14 protein-coding genes and 1 pseudogene are annotated in these 13,729 nt (G+C 57.1%); 5 read left to right on the top strand and 10 right to left on the bottom strand.

Features of this window, described 5'->3' with window-relative positions; translation table 11 throughout:
* From AMR42_RS18345 to AMR42_RS18325, 5 genes are all read right to left on the bottom strand, one after another.
* Positions 1-1,598, bottom strand: a 1,598-nt coding sequence (locus AMR42_RS18345) for a tetratricopeptide repeat protein (RefSeq protein ID WP_143473177.1), incomplete at its 3' end; no start/stop codon positions are given.
* The gene (locus AMR42_RS18340; protein ID WP_099535143.1) at positions 1,598-2,980 is read right to left on the bottom strand and encodes an ATP-binding protein; all 1,383 of its coding nucleotides are present in this window, start codon (positions 2,978-2,980) and stop codon (positions 1,598-1,600) included. The genes AMR42_RS18340 and AMR42_RS18345, both read right to left, overlap by 1 nt.
* A gap of 48 nt (positions 2,981-3,028) precedes the next feature.
* Entirely contained in the window at positions 3,029-4,615 is a 1,587-nt protein-coding gene (locus AMR42_RS18335) for a DHA2 family efflux MFS transporter permease subunit (protein WP_099535141.1), read from the bottom strand.
* 12 nt (positions 4,616-4,627) lie between these two features.
* Positions 4,628-6,013: an HlyD family secretion protein gene (locus tag AMR42_RS18330; RefSeq protein WP_099535139.1), complete on the bottom strand. Its 1,386-nt coding sequence runs from the start codon at positions 6,011-6,013 to the stop codon at positions 4,628-4,630.
* 184 nt (positions 6,014-6,197) lie between these two features.
* Entirely contained in the window at positions 6,198-6,674 is a 477-nt protein-coding gene (locus tag AMR42_RS18325; protein ID WP_099535137.1) for a MarR family winged helix-turn-helix transcriptional regulator, read from the bottom strand.
* Between the two features lie 185 nt (positions 6,675-6,859).
* Between AMR42_RS18325 and AMR42_RS18320 the strand changes: the two genes are divergently transcribed.
* From AMR42_RS18320 to arsC, 4 genes are all read left to right on the top strand, one after another.
* Positions 6,860-7,447 carry a Uma2 family endonuclease gene (locus tag AMR42_RS18320; RefSeq protein ID WP_099535135.1) on the top strand — a complete coding sequence of 196 codons (588 nt, stop codon included), beginning with the start codon at positions 6,860-6,862 and terminating at the stop codon, positions 7,445-7,447.
* 56 nt (positions 7,448-7,503) lie between these two features.
* Positions 7,504-7,839, top strand: coding sequence for a helix-turn-helix transcriptional regulator (locus AMR42_RS18315; RefSeq protein ID WP_099535133.1), 336 nt, complete (start codon positions 7,504-7,506; stop codon positions 7,837-7,839).
* A 187-nt stretch (positions 7,840-8,026) separates the two neighbouring features.
* Complete coding sequence (gene arsB / locus AMR42_RS18310) at positions 8,027-9,166, top strand: ACR3 family arsenite efflux transporter (protein ID WP_099535145.1); 1,140 nt, start codon at positions 8,027-8,029, stop codon at positions 9,164-9,166.
* Positions 9,167-9,295: 129 nt separating this feature from the next.
* Complete coding sequence (arsC, locus tag AMR42_RS18305; RefSeq protein ID WP_099535131.1) at positions 9,296-9,703, top strand: arsenate reductase, glutathione/glutaredoxin type; 408 nt, start codon at positions 9,296-9,298, stop codon at positions 9,701-9,703.
* Here arsC and AMR42_RS21690 read toward each other — a convergent pair.
* The 4 genes and pseudogenes from AMR42_RS21690 to AMR42_RS18290 form a co-directional block, all read right to left on the bottom strand.
* A complete protein-coding gene (locus tag AMR42_RS21690; RefSeq protein WP_368670754.1) occupies positions 9,700-10,203 on the bottom strand; it encodes a nucleoside 2-deoxyribosyltransferase in 504 nt (167 codons plus the stop codon). The two genes, arsC and AMR42_RS21690, sit on opposite strands and share 4 nt — an antisense overlap.
* A 30-nt stretch (positions 10,204-10,233) precedes the next feature.
* Positions 10,234-10,683 (bottom strand): annotated as a pseudogene (locus AMR42_RS21685) (HD domain-containing protein); the annotation flags it as partial.
* Positions 10,684-10,789: 106 nt separating this feature from the next.
* Positions 10,790-11,506, bottom strand: a complete 717-nt coding sequence (locus tag AMR42_RS18295; RefSeq protein ID WP_099535127.1) for an HAD family phosphatase — start codon at positions 11,504-11,506, stop codon at positions 10,790-10,792.
* A gap of 161 nt (positions 11,507-11,667) precedes the next feature.
* A complete protein-coding gene (locus AMR42_RS18290) occupies positions 11,668-12,027 on the bottom strand; it encodes a translation initiation factor (RefSeq protein WP_099535125.1) in 360 nt (119 codons plus the stop codon).
* Positions 12,028-12,184: 157 nt separating this feature from the next.
* Between AMR42_RS18290 and AMR42_RS18285 the strand changes: the two genes are divergently transcribed.
* Positions 12,185-12,628: a hypothetical protein gene (locus AMR42_RS18285; protein ID WP_099535123.1), complete on the top strand. Its 444-nt coding sequence runs from the start codon at positions 12,185-12,187 to the stop codon at positions 12,626-12,628.
* 89 nt (positions 12,629-12,717) lie between these two features.
* Here the strand turns inward: AMR42_RS18285 and AMR42_RS18280 are convergent, their stop codons facing one another.
* Positions 12,718-13,380, bottom strand: coding sequence for a hypothetical protein (locus AMR42_RS18280; RefSeq protein WP_099535121.1), 663 nt, complete (start codon positions 13,378-13,380; stop codon positions 12,718-12,720).
* Between the last annotated feature and the right edge of the window lie 349 nt (positions 13,381-13,729).

Raw genomic sequence — 13,729 nt, 5'->3', positions numbered from 1 at the left:
TCTTCATACCGCCCGAGATTATCCAGCTCATTGCCTCGGCCGTACCAGGCTTCGTGGTAGTCAGGTTTGAATTGGATGGCTCTGTCGTAGCTGGCGATCGCCTCTTCATGCCGCCCGAGCCTGTACAGCACACCGCCTCGATTAAACCAAGTCTCGTAATCATCAAGACCAAGGGAAATCGTCCGATCATAGAGGTCAAGTGTTGGAGTTTGTTGCCCAAGGTTGCTGATGGCTCGGCTTAGGTTCCCAGGCGGTAAGGCTTCCCTCGTTTCCGTGGGTTGATTGGATTGGGATGAGTCAGGGTTAAATGGTAGTGCCGATTCATAGCTACCAGGAATTGCATCAGGCTTGCCCAAATTTCCCAGCGCCCAGCGACGGCTATTTTGAGCTTCTTGATAGTCGGGTTTGATCGCCAGCGCTCGATCATAACTAGCGACCGCCGCTTCATATCGCCCCAGGTTGCCCAATGCCCAACCCATATTATTCCAAGCCTCATAAAAATCAGGCTTGATCGTTAGTGCTTCTTGATAGCTTGCAATCGCCTCTTCATAACGTTCGAGCCGACCTAAGGCATTGCCACGATTATTCCAAGCATCGTGGTAGTCGGGTTTGATTTTGACCGCCCGATTGTAGCTACCGATCGCCGCTTCATAGCGTTCAAGCTTCAGGAGTGCAATCCCCCGATTATTCCAAGCTTCATAGAAGCTCGGTTCAATTTCCACTGCCTGGTCATAGGCTCCAACCGCAATATCAAGATAATTAGCTGCTAAGGACAAATTACCCAGCTTAAAGAGCAAGTTAATACGGCGCGATTGAGCCAAACTCGGTTCTTCTAGCAGGTTTTCCAGTCGAGTCATGTATTCAATTTGCTGTTCAGAGGACCAACTCAAAAACTTGTTGTAGTCTCCTTCAATGGAAAGTTGCTGCGCTCTGGTATCGAGTGTTTGTTGATCATCAGTCAGCTCATAAACCCCCGAGTGCCAGTCAAAAAAATCAGCAGCTCGGCGAATAAAAAACTTCAACGCCCAAGGCTCAACCGCAAACACCAAAGCACAGGGCAGACGCTCCCGAAATCGCTCCCGCTGCAAGTTCAGTGAACCCAAAATAGGGGGCACGGTTTCTAAACTGTAGTAAGCTCCCTCGCCGCCATAGCCCGGTTTGAGATGACCACTCAGAGATTTTTCAATCCCTCGCACCACAACCACATCCAACTCCGACAAATTGGAGATGGCCAACACCCGCGCCAACAGGTCAGGCTCCTCGCCTGCCAGTTCCAGCAAACCAATTTGCTTATCAGGTAGCGATCCCTGAATCTGGCCATGTAGCTCATCAGCTACAACCCCAGCACAGCGCACAAAAAATAGCCCAAAGCCTTTTCGTCGCCGCAACCCGCGCATCAAAGCCTGAAACTGTTGCCCCGGATCGATAGGAACACTCAAATCCCAATCAGTTTCTGGAGCTGAGGGTGATTCCTCGTTGGTGGGCGCTACTTCAGGCGGTGGCGCTGTAGCCGTCGGAGCCACCACAGTCGGAGACGACGCAAATAATCGTCGCCATCCTCGCCGCAATCGATCCTTGAGCCACCGACGCACACCCATTACGCCACCTCAGCGGATTCTTTAGCTTGCTCAGTCGCTTGCTTAAATTCTGTCAAGCCGCGGATCAACGGATGCACGTCATACCAAGCTTGCCCCCGCTCATCCCGAAACTCCAAAATGCACCGAGAAAACACCAGCGTGCGATAGGTTGGGTTGTTTTCAATATTCTTGGTGCGATCAACCTCCGCCAAAATTGTCCACTGATCCGCATTCACCGTTCGGCGCAGGGTTTCGCGCTCCGCCGTCATCGCCACTTGCACAGCCTTGGGACTCAGCGGCAAGCGATCAACCTCATCAAGCGATCGTTGCATCAACCGCATTAAGGTTCTGGTATGACCACCGCTGTAATAACACAGTTGCACCAAGGTTTCCTTACGGTCAAAAATATCCCCTTCCAAGCTGAGTGGTGGCAACGTTTTTCCCAATTCTTGAGCAACTTCGTCCGCCGTTACAGCAACCCGTTTTTGGATGACTGTTGCCAACGTTTTCAAGCCAGGTTCATCCCAATCACCTTCCTGGTTTTTGGCTGCAATCATCGGCAATATTTCACAGGTTTGATAAATATCGTCCAGCCGATTACAGTGTTGTGAACAAACTAGCGAAATCGGAACCGTGTAGACCGTATGACAAGCCAGTTTGGTTAGTTGCTCGCCCCGATCAATAAAGATATCTTCATGGTTCGATCGCCCATCTTCTTGAATCTTGGGCACAATTCGATCCAAGTTATCCACAATCAACACCAACCGGCGATCGCCACCGGCTAAGGCTTCTTGGATGCGCTCAATATATTTGTTCAGTGCTTCAACGAGCGTCACTGAGTGGGGATTAATTCGATTGCGAATTTTGAATCGCAACGATGGCTCGGCCTTGAGGTTAGCTGTCAGCTTGCTGAAGGCACTGAACTGCTGCTCAATAGACAAGCCTTCAAAACTGATTGGAGTCTGAGCTAAGTCCTTAAGATCTTCCCAGCGCTCACGCAACCAATCCAATACAGGTTTTGCCTTGTCAGAATCGCGAAATGCTTCAATTAAACGGCGCGTACAAGCCAGCAAAATATCAATGTATTCCGCATCCTGGGGATCAATATCATCTTGATCTGCGGTCAAATAGACAACCGTAAAGCCCTTTTTTTTCAGGTCTTCTTCGAGGCGCAATAGCTCGGTGGATTTCCCTGCCCCCCGATGCCCCGTATAGAGCTGACAAGTCACCCGCTCCGATGACAACCGCTTGATCGGCTTGGCCAATTTCAGCACATCAGACCCACCGCGCACCTCATCACAGTTGACATAGCGCGGATCGCTCGGCGGCAGCGGCTTCAAGGGATCAAACGCCACATAGAGGGCATCGATGAACGCTTCGTTGGTCTCAGGGTCAAGCGGCATGGTCTGACTGGGAATTCCTTGGTTTGATTGTAGCCAAGCCGATCGCCCCTAGTGCCCTCCGCTCGGTGCTTGCCCCTTGCGACCCTTGCCCAGCAACAACAACAGCGGCAACGAAGCCAAAAACGCCATCCCCACCACCCAAAACGTGTCACTAAACGACAGGATCGACGATTGCAAACTCAGGAGACCATCCAGGGAGGCGATCGCCTGTTGGTGAGCCGTCGTCGGATCAACGCCACGACTTTGGAACGCGCTGGTCAGGGCATCGAGGCGCGCTTGGGTTTCCGGGCTATAAACACTCAGGTGCTCGCTCAAGACGCTGCGGTGGAAGGCATTGCGGCGATCGAGCAGCGTCGTCAAAATCGCGATGCCAATGCTGCCGCCCAGTTGCCGCGTCAGGTTATAAAACCCCGACCCGGCGGGAATATCAGTCGGGGGCAACGAGCCGAGGGTAGCCAAGCTCAGGGGCAAAAACATCATCACCGTGCCCACACCCCGGAAAATCAGCGGATAAAACAGTGAATCGCTGCTGGAGTCGGGGTTGAGGGTTGCCAGGGAAAACATCACGAGGCTGGTCATGACGCTGCCCGCCGCGATCGCCCAGCGGGGATCGATCAAGCTGCTCACTTTTCCCAGCATGAGCATCGTGGCGGCGGAGGCCAGCGCCCCCGGCAACAGCAACAGACCCGTTTGCTGGGCGGTGTAGTGCAACACGCTCTGGGCAAAAATCGGCACGGCGAACAAGGTTCCATAGAGACCCATGCCCACCACGGCGGAATAGATGCTGCCCGCCGCGAGCGATCGATGGCGCAACACGCGCAAATCCACAGCCGGGTGGCGCACGGTCAGCTCCCGCCAAATAAACAGCACCAACCCCACGATCGCAGCGATCGCCAGGGCGATGATCGTTGGCGACTCAAACCAGTTGTCCTGCTCGCCCTCTTCCAGGAAGGTTTGAAGGCTGCCCACGGCGATCGTTAGCAGGCCAATACCCCACCAATCAACCGATCGACGTGGGCCGGAGCGATCGCGCGGGCGATCGGCGGGCAAAAACAGCAGGGCCATCGCCACCGCCGCGATCCCAAAGGGAATATTGATGAAAAAGATCCAGCGCCACCCGAGGTTATCGGTCAGGTAGCCGCCCAGGGTCGGCCCGATCGCCGGCCCCGTAATCACGCCGACTCCGAAAACCGCTTGGGCCAAACCCTGCTCGGCGGGCGGAAAGCTCTGGAACAAAATCGATTGGGCCTTGGCCAGCAAGCCGCCGCCCAGCAACCCTTGCAAGATGCGGGCGGCCACCAGCTCGGGCAAACTACCGGCTAGGCCACAGAGGATGGAGGCGATCGTGAAGCCGGCCAGGGAAAGGACAAAATAGCGCTTTTGGCCGAAGGTTTCACCCAGCCAAGCCGTCAGGGGAATCACGATCACGTTGGCGATCGCGTAGCCCGTGACGATCCAGCCGATTTCGCTGAGGGTGGCTCCGACGCTGGATTGGATATCGGTGAGGGCGACGTTGACGATGCTGGTGTCAATCACTTCCAGGATTGCGCCCAGGGAAGCGGTGGCGGCGATCGCCCATTTCAGCCAGCCGGTGGGATAGGTCGGGGCGATCGCGGGATGAGATGTAGCGCTCATGGGGCCTGGCTCCTAGCGCACCGCCACGCTGACATTGGCGGACATCCCCGGCGTGACTTGGGCTTCGTAGCCGCGCAAACTGTCGGGGTCGATCGCAATCCGCACGGGAATCCGCTGCACCACTTTGGTGAAGTTGCCCGTGGCGTTGTCCGGCGGCAACAGGGCAAATTGCGCACCGGAGGCGGGGGCGAGGCTTTCCACATGGCCGCGGAACGGGCGATCGGGAAAGGCATCGAGCCGAATTTCGACCGCTTCCCCGGGATGCATCCGCTGCACTTGGGTTTCCTTGAAGTTGGCTTCGATCCAAAGCTGATCACCGACGATCGCCATCAGCGGTTGACCCGCTTGCACCTGTGCGCCCACCTCCACAGATTTGCGGCCAATCCGGCCGCTGACGGGGGCGGCGATCGTGGTGTAGGACAACTGCAACTGGGCGGCGCGTAGGTCGGCGGCCTGGCGGGCAATTTGGGCCGTGGCGGCGGCATAGCGATCGCGGTTCACCTGGGTTTGGTTGCCGGTGGCGCGGGCCTGTTGCAGATCGCCCTGGCGCGATTGGCGGGTGGCCTTGGCCCGATCGACCCCTTGGCGGGCCTGGGCCACTCGGGCGATCGCCTGTTGCACCTGTTGGCGGGCGGCGGCGGTTTGGGCCAGGGCCACATCGTAGGCGGCCTTGGCGGCATCCCGTTGCTGGGCAGCGATCGCCCCGTCTTGGTAGAGCGCATTGTAGCGATCGTAGTCTGCCTTGGCTTTGGTCAAGGCCGCCTGAGCTTGAGCCAAATTCGCCCGCGCCACGGGTACGCCTGCGGTGGCTTCGTTCAAGGCCGCTTCAGCATTGGCGATCGCAGCGGTGGCATCGTTCAAATCGCCGCTGGCCGTGGTCAGTTGGGCAGCGGTGTTGGCTCCGGCCAGGGCGATCGAGGATTGGGCCGCGCGGGCATCCTGTTGCGCCGCCACCAAGGCCGCCTGGGATTGCTGCACCTTCACTTGGTAGTCCGTCGGGTCGAGGCGCACTAACACCGACCCCGCCGTCACATGCTGGTTTTCCTCGATCGCCACGGCCGTGACTGTGCCCGGCACGCGGCTCGCCACTTGATATAGATGGCCCGCCACCTGGGCGTTGTCCGTTTCCTCGTGGGTGGAGGCGTATTGCCAAAACTGCCAAGCCCAGCGGCCCCCGGCGATCGCTCCAGCCGCCACCAGCACCAAGGCGATCGCCAGTTTGTACGGGCGACGCTTGGCGGCGGTGGGCGGTGCGATCGGGGGTGTGGTGCTTGCTGGTTCGATCGGCTCAGTGCTCTCGGGTGGGGCGATCGGTTCTGGATCTGGGGCCAGTGCGGTGGCCGTGGCGGGCGGCTTAGTGCCGTTGCGATCGACTTTGCTGATCAACTGGGGTTTCACGAATCCTGACCTCTGACTAAGGGTTTGGGCGTAACGGGGGCCAATGCTCAAGGGCGAGATGACCAACTATTACGGGTATTTTTATTTCGTATGCGTACTATTGGGGCGCTTGAAGGCTGGTTTGAGGGTGGTGGTGAGCCGATCGCGCCAACTCACGGGATGGCGCGCGCTCAGACCCAGGGCTTTAGGGGGGTGGAATCAAATTGGCGATCGCCTGATCGACCAAACGGGACATGAGTTGACGATCCTGATCCGAAAATCCCTGGAGGGTTTCCTCACGCAACTGCATGGCGATCGGCGGCAAAATTTCCCACAATTGCCAACCCAGATCCGTCAGCCAAATTCGCCACACGCGCCGATCGTGGCAGTCGCGCTCTCGGCGAATCAGGCCGCGCTCTTCCATGCGATCGAGTGCGCCGGTCATTGTGCCGCCCACCTGCCGCAGCCGATCGCCGATCGCGCAGGTGGCGAGTCCGTCCTGTTCCCACAGGCAACAGAGCACGACCCAGTGAAACGGCGTGAGACCGTGCGGCTCCAGCAGCTCCTGAAACCGCCGTCCCATCAGTTGCGACAGCAGCCGAATCCGATAGCCCAAGCCATGGGGGGCCAAAATTTCCTGCCAAGGCGCAGCGGAACGGGGCGATCGAGCGGTGGCGTTCATGGGAAAACCGCAAGCGTGATTTATTTCGTGTACTAACTATTTAAGCACGAAATAAAATTTGGAGTATGACCTGAGCACTGTTGGGCATCCGGGCCGTGATGAGGCGCGGAGATCAGAACTGATCGTCCCCGATCGCCCCTAAGCCTTGGCTACAATCCGATTGAGCCGATCGATCGCCCTGTCCTATGCCGCCGATCTTTGCTGAACCCTTGACCCTGCGACCACTGCAAGTGCGTGACTATCAATGCCTGATTGATCAGGGTTGTTTTGGCCCCGAAGAACATATTGAATTGCTGAATGGTCAACTGATTCAAATGGCTGCTAAGGGAACCCGCCATGCCGCTGCTGTCAGTCGTTTGGCGCGGCTGCTGGGTCGGCAATTGGGCGAAACGGTGCTGATTCGGCTGCAAGACCCGATCGCCCTGAATGACCAATCCCAACCCGAACCCGACCTGGCGATCGTTCGGCCCCATCCCCTCGACTATGCCGACCATCACCCCACCCCAGCGGAAATCCATTGGCTGATTGAAGTGGCGGACAGCACCCTCGCCTACGACACCCAAACAAAAGCCCGCGCCTATGCCCAAGCGGGTTTGGCGGACTATTGGGTGCTAGATTTGCCGGGCGATCGGCTCTGGGTGTTTCGCAATCCCAATTCGGCGGGCTATGGGTTGGTTATGCAGCTCGATCGCACCCAAGTGATCGCCCCGATCGCCTTTCCCGATTGTGTTTGGCCCCTGGCGGACTTGCTGCCGATCGCCTCGGACTCTTGAGCAACCTGGGCCAAGGGGCGTTAGGCTGGGCAAGAGCGCGGCCAAGGAACCTCAAAATGGCACTGAAATCGATCGAACGGGTGGACACGGTGGAACGAGCAACCCTGCTGGCGGGGTTCCATGCCCTGGGCGATCCGATTCGGTTGGGGGCGATCGAACATTTGCGTCAGGGTGAGTTGTGCGTGTGCGATCTTTGCGAGCTACTGGGGGTTAGTCAATCGAAGCTGTCGTTTCACCTGAAGGTGCTCCGGGAAGCAGGCTTGATTGAAGTGCGCCAAGACGGCCGCTGGAACTATTACCGGCTGAATTCGATGGGATTTGAGCGTTTAGAGCAATATTTGGCGAGTTTGGCGGGCTGGGTTACCGGGGGCGATCGCGCCTGCTGTTCCTAGCGATTCGCCGCGCCCACAGACCGGCCGTGCCCACAGACAAGGGGTTTAAACCCCTTGCCCCTTCAGTTGGGTAGCTGGAGATTTTCAAATCAACTTTTTTTGAATTCATCAATTTTTTTTGAACTATTCCTGGCACAATGGAGGCGATCGGGGGAAATCGGTGCGCATTGCCCGATCGCGAGGTGTTATGACCATCAATCCCAGTGCCAAGGCCCCGAAGGTGGGCGGCCAACTCAGTTTTTTTGAACGCTATCTGACCGTTTGGGTGCTGGTCTGCATCGGGGTCGGCATTCTGTTGGGGCGGCTGTTTCCCCATGTGGCGATCGCCCTGGATGCCTGGACGGTGCATCAGGTGTCAATCCCGATCGCGGTCTGCCTGTTTTTCATGATGTATCCGATCATGGTGAAAATCGATTTCACCCAAGCCAAACGGGCCATGCGATCGCCCAAGCCGGTGTTGCTGACCCTGGTGGTGAATTGGGGGATTAAGCCCTTCACGATGATCGCGATCGCCCAGCTATTTTTAGGCCATTGGTTCCGCCCACTGATCCAAGGTTCCGAGCTATTGCGCGGGGAATCAATTGCTCTCGCAGATTCCTACATTGCCGGGGCAATTTTGTTAGGCATTGCGCCCTGCACGGCCATGGTGTTGATGTGGGGCTATCTCTGCTATGGCAATCAGGGCCACACCTTGGTGATGGTGGCGGTGAATTCTTTGACCATGCTGCTGCTCTATGCGCCTTTGGGACGGTGGCTGTTGGCGGCCAATGATTTGGCGGTTCCTTGGGCCACGATCGCCCTGTCCGTGTTGATCTATGTGGGCTTACCCTTGGCCGCAGGTATCTACACGCGCCACTGGATTTTCAAATACAAGGGAGCCGATTGGTTTGAGCAAAAATTTTTGCACTACCTCAGCCCGATCGCCACTTCAGCGTTGCTATTAACCCTGATTTTGCTCTTTGCCTTTAAGGGAGAGCTAATCGTGAATAATCCGCTGCATATTTTCCTAATTGCCGTGCCGTTACTGATTCAAACGCTGGCGATTTTTGGGATTACCTATGCCTTAGCGAAACCCCTGAAATTAGTCTACGAAGATGCGGCCCCGGCGGCTTTAATCGGTGCGAGCAATCATTTTGAAGTGGCGATCGCCACGGCGGTGATGTTGTTTGGTTTGAACTCGGGGGCGGCCCTGGCGACGGTGGTGGGCGTGTTGATCGAAGTGCCGGTGATGTTGTTGCTGGTGGAATGCTGTCGGCGCACGGCCCACTGGTTCCCCCGATCGCCCGAAAAGGCCACGTTGCTCGATCCGCGTTGCGTCGGCTTTTAGATTTCTGCCCAGGCCAAGGGCGCAAGCCAAGGGTGCAAGCCAAGGGCGCAAGCCAAGGGCGCAAGCCAAGGGCGCAAGCCAAGGGCGCAAGCCAAGGGCGCAAGCGTTGCGCCCCTACAGGAGGACTTTATGAAATCGGTGATGTTTGTTTGTCGGCGCAATTCTTGCCGATCGCAGATGGCGGAAGGCTGGGCGAAAACCCTGGGAGCGGGCAAAATTCGGGTGGTGAGTTCCGGCCTGGAAGCCAGCCGGGTGCATCCCACGGCGATCGCGGTGATGGCGGAAGCGGGAATCGAGATCAGCGACCAAACCTCCAACGCCCTGGCCGAATTTGCCCCCGAAGACTTCGACGGCGTGATTTCCCTCTGTGGCTGTGGGGTGAATTTGCCGGAAGCCTGGGTGCTGCGGGAACGGTTTGAGGATTGGCAACTGGACGATCCCGATGGCCAGCCGATCGAGGTGTTTCGGCGGGTGCGCGATGAAATTCGCGATCGCGTCACGGCCTTGATCGATCAGATCAGCCAGATCAGCCCTTAATTCAGCGGCACTAAGGCTTCAACCGCCGCCACCAAGCGCGATCGCACCGTGGGCAAGTCGGCGGCCGGATCCGTGAGCGCAATGACCGATCGGGCCGTTCCCAGCAGCATGGCGTTGAAGCCGCCCGCATCACCGGAGCCGCGAAAATCCGTGCGCAGCGCCACGATCGGTAACTGACGCGCAAACGCATAGCCACATTCCCAACAGGTTCCCGAGTCCGCATCGGCCCCGTCCAACACGGCAATCACGGCGTTTGCCTGATCCAGCCCCGATCGACAGCGTTCAAAAATTGCCTGCGGATCACTGAGGCCCGCACATGCCGCCTGGGGCAAAAAGACGGGATAGCCCAAGGTTTGCAGTTCCTCGGCCAGGGTTTGGTTCAGCCAGCGTTCTCCCAAGGAAAACAGCGGCCCAGCCCAATAAAGCCGCAAGGGGCGATCGGCCGCTGGGGCGGCCAAATGGGTGCGGCCGGTTTGCAAAATGGCGCGGAACGGTTCCATCAGGGCCGGCGGCATTGGCCCCAAGGCAGTCACCACCTGTTCAGCCCAGTCGAAATAGGCCTGGCGGCGGGCGATCGACCAGCGCTCCGGGGGCGACTGATCCACATCCCGCAAATTGCAAATTTTGTCCGCCAATTTCACCAACTTGGCTCGATCGCTCAAGGTGGGCGCATGGTCAATTTGCAACTGCTTGCGCTCGGCCTTGGGCAATCGCTTATCGTCCGTCACCTCTTGCACCAGGGCGGCAATTTCGGGGCCAAAGTGGGCGACCAATTCGGCAGCGGTGGTGTCTGTGTCCTCGATCGTGTCGTGGAGCAGGGCCGCCGCTAACACTTGAGGATCCGTAATTTGGGCCTCATGCACCAGCACCCGCAGCAGGGCGATCGGGTGATTGATATAGGGCGATCGCGCTCGATCCTTGCGCCGTTGGTGTCGATGCTTGGCAGCGGCAAAGGCCAAGGCCCGCACTAACAAATCCAGTTGGGGCAAACCGTTGGGGAAATCGATCGGGCGATGGCTTCCCGATTCAGTGATCGGCTGAGGATCCATAGGGCTGAGGGTTGCGCAACGGTAAGGGAGATTGGGGTTAAACGGTGAATGCAGCCGAAAGCGGGATCGCCTCATCTCCCAAGTGCGATCGCAACAGTTGCCAAAGCCGTTGATCGGTAAAGTTTTCAATCACCAACGAGGCCCCGGCTTGGGTCAGTTCCTCGGGTGCGTGGGTGGTGCTCAGGCCCACGGTGAAAATCCCCGCCGCCACCGCCGATCGCACTCCGGGGGGTGAGTCCTCAAAGGCGATCGCCCCACTGGCCGGCAGGTTCAACCGTTCCAACCCCAACCGGTAGGGCGCGGGATCCGGTTTGCCGGGGGGCGCTTCCTCCGCCAGCACCACCGTTGCGAACCGTTCCCGCAGCCCCAAGGCCGTCAGCATGTGGATCGCATTGTCTTTGGGCGCATTGGTCACCACAGCCATCGGCAGATGGCAAGACTCCAGGGCTTTCAGCAGCAAAGGCAACCCCAGCACCGGTTCCAGGTCAGGGGCCAACTGCCGAAACAGCGCTTCCTTGCGATCGCTCAGGGCCGCTCCCTCCGCCACGGAATAGCTGGGCAACAAATCCACCACAATTTGGGCATTGGTGCGGCCACTGATGACCTGTTCATAAATCGTGGGCGTGAGGTCATAGCCCACTTCCGCCAAAACCAGTTCCCAAGCTCGGTAATGCAAGGGATTGGTTTCAGTTAAAGTGCCATCCAAATCGAATAGCAAGCCGAAGGAATTGGGCAACGAATCAGCGGACAACATGGCAAAGGCGAGGGGCGAAGGGGAAGGGCGTATGATTCCAGCCAAGTAATTCAAGCCGATTAATTCAAGCCGATTGATTTACTTCGGTCAATTAATCCAAGTTGATTAATCCAAGTTGATTGATTCAAGCCGATTGATTCAAGCAATCAATTCAAGCCAATTTATCCACCGCTGCGCTTGGCTTTATAGCCCTGCTCCACCAGCAACGCCACCAGCCGATCGGCATAATCTCCTTGAATTTCCAAATTGTTGTCCTTGACTGTGCCGCCGGTTCCACAGCGGTTTTTCAGGGTTTTCAGCAGGGCTTGTAGCGTCTCGGGCTTGTGCTGAAAACCGCTGATGACCGTGACGGTTTTGCCGCCGCGGCCTTTGCGGGACAGTTGCACTTTCAGGTTTTGTTGATTGGGCGGCAGGTCAGGAACCGCCCGGGCGATCGCGTCTGGATTCACCGCGTCGCCAAATTCCGAATAGACCACACGGCGATCGGGGCGATCGTCAGCAGCACGGCGAGGACTCGGCATTGGTAGCAACCATTCCTTTGCAGTTGGGATTCGTACATTATGATGAAACGACGTTAATCCATGCGGGTTTCATGGCCCTGAGTCGGGGTTTAGCGCCATTGCCCCGCCGCCGGCCCTGGCCCGCAGGCCGATCGCCCGTTTCGCCCGGAGGAGTTGCGTGAACGCCGCCGAACGTGCCCACTCGATCGCCCTAGCCAGCCAAATCGCGGCTGCGGTGAATTTGTTTCGCATCGCTTTTCCCGATGTGCGCGTGGATCTGAAACCTTGGCTCAATGATGCAGAAACCCGCGCCACCGTTGATCCAGACTCGATCGACATTGGGTTTCACTTCCCGGGCTACAGCCGCGCCTGTGCCTGCCGCAGTTTGCTGGTGCAAGTGCGCTTTTTTGCGGATCCGGTGGAAGACACCCAACGGGCGATCGGTGTGGAAGTGGCGGGCTACGACCATCGGGGGCAACAGTGGCGCTTCTCCACGATCGAGGCCTGGCAGTTTGAGGGCGACAGCCAACCCCGCGCCGAACCGGCCGATCGCATTAAGCATTACTGCCGCGAGGTGTTGGAACTGTTCAACGGGCGATCAAGCAGCGATTCGGCTGCCTAAGTATTGCGCGATCGAGTAATACGCTCGCGCCAACTCAGGTACAGCCAGTCGAACAGGGAGACGCGAGTAAATTACGAGCGTAAATTACCTTACTCCTGTCCCCAACCATTAGGATTCAGGGTGTTATAGCCACTGATCAGCTTCCTTTGCCCCTTCAACTGATAATAATCATCTTCGTAGATTGAGAACATACAAAGGTCGATCGGGGTCACTTCCGAAGCATTAATCGACCCGATCGCCCCGCTGGCCTCCAGGGCCGCCGCCGCCAATTCTGAACAGAAGAACCGTGAAAAATCTTCCGCATTACGGGTTAATTTCCCAGGAATCGGTAAATTGCTGGGCAAATCAAAGGCGGAGCGAATTGCCTGGGCAATGTCATAGGAACGGTGCTCATGATGGAGCAGAAAATTATAAAAAGCTCGCAAATCCATGCGATCGCGCACGTCCTGTCTGAGGGGCAACCACCACATATCTCCTGGATAAAACTTCACCCGATCGCTCAACCGATTGGCAATTACTCCGGCCCTCGTCCCGCTGGCCACGGTGGACTCCATCACCTGATTAAAGAATCCCTCTTGGGCCTCTCCATAGATAAAGAGTTTGGTTTGAAAAACAATGCCAATGTGGGTGATGTTCGATCGCGTGGCCATCTTAATCAGCGATGAAAATCCCACATTGCTCGAAAACGCAACAATATCGCCGGGATTCATGGCTTTCCGAACTGATTCGTAGGGGGCAGATTTCCAGGGCATGAAACCTCTCCAAAGTCTTTGCTGAGATTGAATGGAAATAGATAGATGGGAAAATTAGACAGTCGGGAGCCGCCAAAAAAAGGCTAAGGATGTGTTCTCATATAGCCTATGATGCGCATCCCATTGTTGGCGAATCCCTGAGCAAATCATCGGTAGCTTAGTCAGTCGCTCAATTGGTAGCGTAGTCAGTAGCCCGAATAAAAGCCCAGATAAAAGCCCAGACAAAAGCTCAAACAAGTTTTGAATGCATCATCCTGGGCGATCGCATCCTTTTGCATCCTTGACATCATCATCGGCCCACGTCCTTGGCACAGTCGTTCCTTAACCCCCGGTCGTACGTCAATCTAAT

This window comes from Limnothrix sp. PR1529, from assembly GCF_002742025.1.
GTDB lineage: Bacteria > Cyanobacteriota > Cyanobacteriia > CACIAM-69d > CACIAM-69d > CACIAM-69d.
The sequence above is the reverse complement of the archived record's forward strand: the minus strand, read 5'-3'. Positions and strand labels throughout refer to the sequence as shown.

Excerpts from the sequence above, each read along its gene's own strand:
- AMR42_RS18325 (WP_099535137.1), bottom strand. The coding sequence starts at position 6,674 with ATGAACGCCACCGCTCGATCGCCCCGTTCCGCTGCGCCTTGGCAGGAA.
- AMR42_RS18340 (WP_099535143.1), bottom strand. The coding sequence starts at position 2,980 with ATGCCGCTTGACCCTGAGACCAACGAAGCGTTCATCGATGCCCTCTAT.
- AMR42_RS18315 (WP_099535133.1), top strand. The coding sequence starts at position 7,504 with ATGGCACTGAAATCGATCGAACGGGTGGACACGGTGGAACGAGCAACC.
- AMR42_RS18290 (WP_099535125.1), bottom strand. The coding sequence starts at position 12,027 with ATGCCGAGTCCTCGCCGTGCTGCTGACGATCGCCCCGATCGCCGTGTG.
- arsB (WP_099535145.1), top strand. The coding sequence starts at position 8,027 with ATGACCATCAATCCCAGTGCCAAGGCCCCGAAGGTGGGCGGCCAACTC.
- AMR42_RS21690 (WP_368670754.1), bottom strand. The coding sequence starts at position 10,203 with ATGGAACCGTTCCGCGCCATTTTGCAAACCGGCCGCACCCATTTGGCC.
- AMR42_RS18295 (WP_099535127.1), bottom strand. The coding sequence starts at position 11,506 with ATGTTGTCCGCTGATTCGTTGCCCAATTCCTTCGGCTTGCTATTCGAT.
- arsC (WP_099535131.1), top strand. The coding sequence starts at position 9,296 with ATGAAATCGGTGATGTTTGTTTGTCGGCGCAATTCTTGCCGATCGCAG.
- AMR42_RS18335 (WP_099535141.1), bottom strand. The coding sequence starts at position 4,615 with ATGAGCGCTACATCTCATCCCGCGATCGCCCCGACCTATCCCACCGGC.
- AMR42_RS18320 (WP_099535135.1), top strand. The coding sequence starts at position 6,860 with ATGCCGCCGATCTTTGCTGAACCCTTGACCCTGCGACCACTGCAAGTG.
- AMR42_RS18280 (WP_099535121.1), bottom strand. The coding sequence starts at position 13,380 with ATGCCCTGGAAATCTGCCCCCTACGAATCAGTTCGGAAAGCCATGAAT.